Source organism: Streptomyces sp. NPDC047982 (assembly GCF_043204165.1).
Lineage (GTDB): Bacteria > Actinomycetota > Actinomycetes > Streptomycetales > Streptomycetaceae > Streptomyces.
Genome location: NZ_JBIDBS010000056.1, coordinates 1 through 2,683 on the forward strand (window position 1 = coordinate 1; position 2,683 = coordinate 2,683).

Annotated in this window: 2 protein-coding genes and 1 pseudogene; 1 reads left to right on the top strand and 2 read right to left on the bottom strand. The window is 70.9% G+C overall.

Translation table 11 applies throughout. The features are described from left to right. The first annotated feature begins 160 nt into the window (after positions 1–160). Positions 161–589 (top strand): hypothetical protein, encoded by a 429-nt coding sequence (locus tag ACGF2V_RS31025; RefSeq protein WP_362711219.1) that lies wholly within the window; start codon positions 161–163, stop codon positions 587–589. A gap of 480 nt (positions 590–1,069) precedes the next feature. Here the strand turns inward: ACGF2V_RS31025 and ACGF2V_RS31030 are convergent, their stop codons facing one another. Both ACGF2V_RS31030 and ACGF2V_RS31035 read right to left on the bottom strand, forming a co-directional pair. Continuing rightward, positions 1,070–1,429 carry a DUF6300 family protein gene (locus ACGF2V_RS31030; RefSeq protein WP_362630141.1) on the bottom strand — a complete coding sequence of 120 codons (360 nt, stop codon included), beginning with the start codon at positions 1,427–1,429 and terminating at the stop codon, positions 1,070–1,072. Between the two features lie 11 nt (positions 1,430–1,440). Continuing rightward, positions 1,441–2,502: pseudogene (locus ACGF2V_RS31035) on the bottom strand (DNA polymerase III subunit alpha); the annotation flags it as partial. Positions 2,503–2,683: the final 181 nt, after the last annotated feature.

Here is a 2,683-nt window from a genome sequence, read left to right on the forward strand (position 1 = left end):
CTCCCCTCGACAACATCGCGTTCGTCTTCCTCGACCCCGACGCGGCACGCGCTCACCTGCCGCGGCTCTGGCCCTATGAGCTGGAGTGCTGGACCGTCGTCGACGGACGCGAGACCCGGCTCGACACCGGCGAACCCCCCGAAGCCACGGGGGAACGCGTATGACGGGCGACGGAGCGGACGACGCGGCGATGACGCGACTGCTGGCCGTGCTGTCGGCGCTCGGCGGCGAGTCCGCGCAGCGGCTGCGGGAACAGGCCGCCGGGGCGCTCGCCCGGGGGCCGGACTGTCCGCCGGTCCCCGCCGTGGACACCGCGGACGCCCTGCGCGGCATCACCTCCCAGGACCGGGCACTGCTCGAAGAGGGGCTGCGGGTGATCGCCGCCTGGGTGCGGCGGCCGGACCCGCGGACCGGGCAGCGGGTGGATGCGGTGATCGAGCGGATGCGACGGGAGCTCGGACCGCTCATCGCACGTGACCCTGGTGCCGAGGAAGCCGCGGAGACGGAGCGCCTGCGTGCTTCCGTACGCGGTTCCATCGCCCTGCGTCTGAAGGAGGCCCGCGCCGCCCGGCCGCACGACGACTGTTGAACCCGGCCGTCGGCGGCCGGGTCCGCCCCGGAGGCCGGCGGCCGAACCCGTCGGAGGCGCGAACGGTGAACGCTCGAAGCTCACGCACCGGTTTCCGCAGCCCGGCGTTCGTACAGGCCCTCCCCCGGCGTCGGCCCCAACCGGAATATCCTGCATGCAATTCGCGCCTCCTGTACGGCAGTTGGCGAAGCGCGCGGCGGTGCGCGCGCGTGAAGGGCCCACCGGCCGCCGTGGCGGCAGCGCGTACGGAGCACCTCCACCTCCCGGCGCGTGTCCGCCCCGCCGGGAACCCGTGCGTGCGACCTGCCGCGCGTGGCCGGGTGGAGCGAGGGCGCGTTCGGGCTCCCGGAGAAACTGGACGAGAGCTACGACCTGCTGATCCACAGGGTCACCTCGGGGCTGCACTCACCCCGTCGACCTCGACGGCCGTGGTCAGCACCGTGACGGGCCCACCGGCGCGCTGTTTGCGCCGTGTGGACTTCAGAGGTCTCCGGTTCTCCACCGGGATGCCTCGTCGTCCAGGTCGGCCGGGTCGGGTGTGCGGTGCCGGATGGTCTCCAGCCATGCGTGGGCGAGCGTGTCGAGCGTCGCGAGGTGTTCGACGTCGTCGTGACTCATTCGCCCGAGCAGCGCGAGAAGCTCGGTCGCGGCGGGATCGTTCGCGTCGCAACCGGGGCAGAGGATGGTCTCCTTGATGCCGACGACCTGGCCTCCGGCCCGGTTGAGCCAGGAGTGCGGGTAGCGGGCGGTCAGGAGAGCCGGGGACCCGCAGCGCCGGCACGGTGGGAGGGCGGCGCTCCGTACGTCGGTGTTGCGCGCATGGCCGCTCGGGGGTGTCATCCGAGGCCCGCCCAGGCTTCGGCGCCGAAGGCGCCCTTGATGTCCCACAGGGCTTTGATCGCCTCGTCGGAGTAGCCTCCCGCCCGCATGCCGGCGTGGAACTTCTCCCACTCGGCGGCCAGGACCTCGGGTTTCTTCTTGCCCATCGCCCGGCGCAGCATGTCGGCACCGCCCAGCGTGTAGCCGGCCAGTTGCCGGGCGATGGCCATGATCTGCTCCTGGTACACGAGCAGGTGGTGGGTGGGGCCGAGGATCGGTTCCAGGGCCTGCTCGAGTTCCGGGTGGATGGGGGTGGCGTCCTGTTTGCCGTTCTGGCGCAGCGCGTAGTTGGTGTGGGCGTTGGCGGCCATCGGGCCGGGCCGGTAGAGGGCGTTGGCCGCGGCGATGTCCTCGAAGCGGGTGGGTTCCATCAGTTTGAGCAGGGGCGCGCATGCCACCGCCGTCGAGCTGGAAGACGCCGAGTGTGTTGGCGTCGGCCAGCAACCGGTACGTCTGACGTCGTCGAGCGGGATGGTGACGGTGGACGTGTCGCTCGTGGCAGGTGCGACGGTGGCCAGGCGGATGCCTCGGTTGGCGCGGATGTTCTCGATGGCCTGATCGATGACACCCAGGTTGCGCAGGCCGAGGAAGTCCATCTTGATCAGGCCCATCGCCTCGCACGAGGGGTAGTCGAATCCGGTGATCCTCGCGCCGTCGGCGGCCCGCATGTGCAGCGGGATGCGGTCGGTGAGCCTCGTCTTGGACAGGATGACGGCAGCGGCATGCACGCCGGTGCCGCGGGTGAGGCCCTCCACACCACGGGCGGTGTCGATCACCCGTTGCACATCCGGTTCGCTCTCGTACATCTGCCGGATCTCGCCGGCCTCCGCGTACCGGGGGTGCGTCGGGTCGAAGATCGCGGCGAGCGGGGCGGGCTTGCCGTTCTGGTCGGGCGGCAGAGCCTTGGTGATCCGCTCACCGTGCGCGTACGGGTAGCCCAGGATGCGCGAGGAGTCCTTGATGGCGTTCTTGGCCTTGATCCTGCCGAAGGTGTTCACCAGGGCCGTGTACTCGTCGCCGTACTTGTCGATGACTTGACTTCCGCTCCCCGGGCTAGAGCCCGGGGATTCCTACCACGGTCGGCTGACCGTCTCGGTGGGTTCCTGTTTCACCGCGCTGGGCCGGGACGAGTCCCGGTCTTACCCGCGCTCCGCAGGCTGACACGGCCAGTCCGGCCGCCTTGGCGACGTTGACCGCCGCGTTGATGTCCCGGTC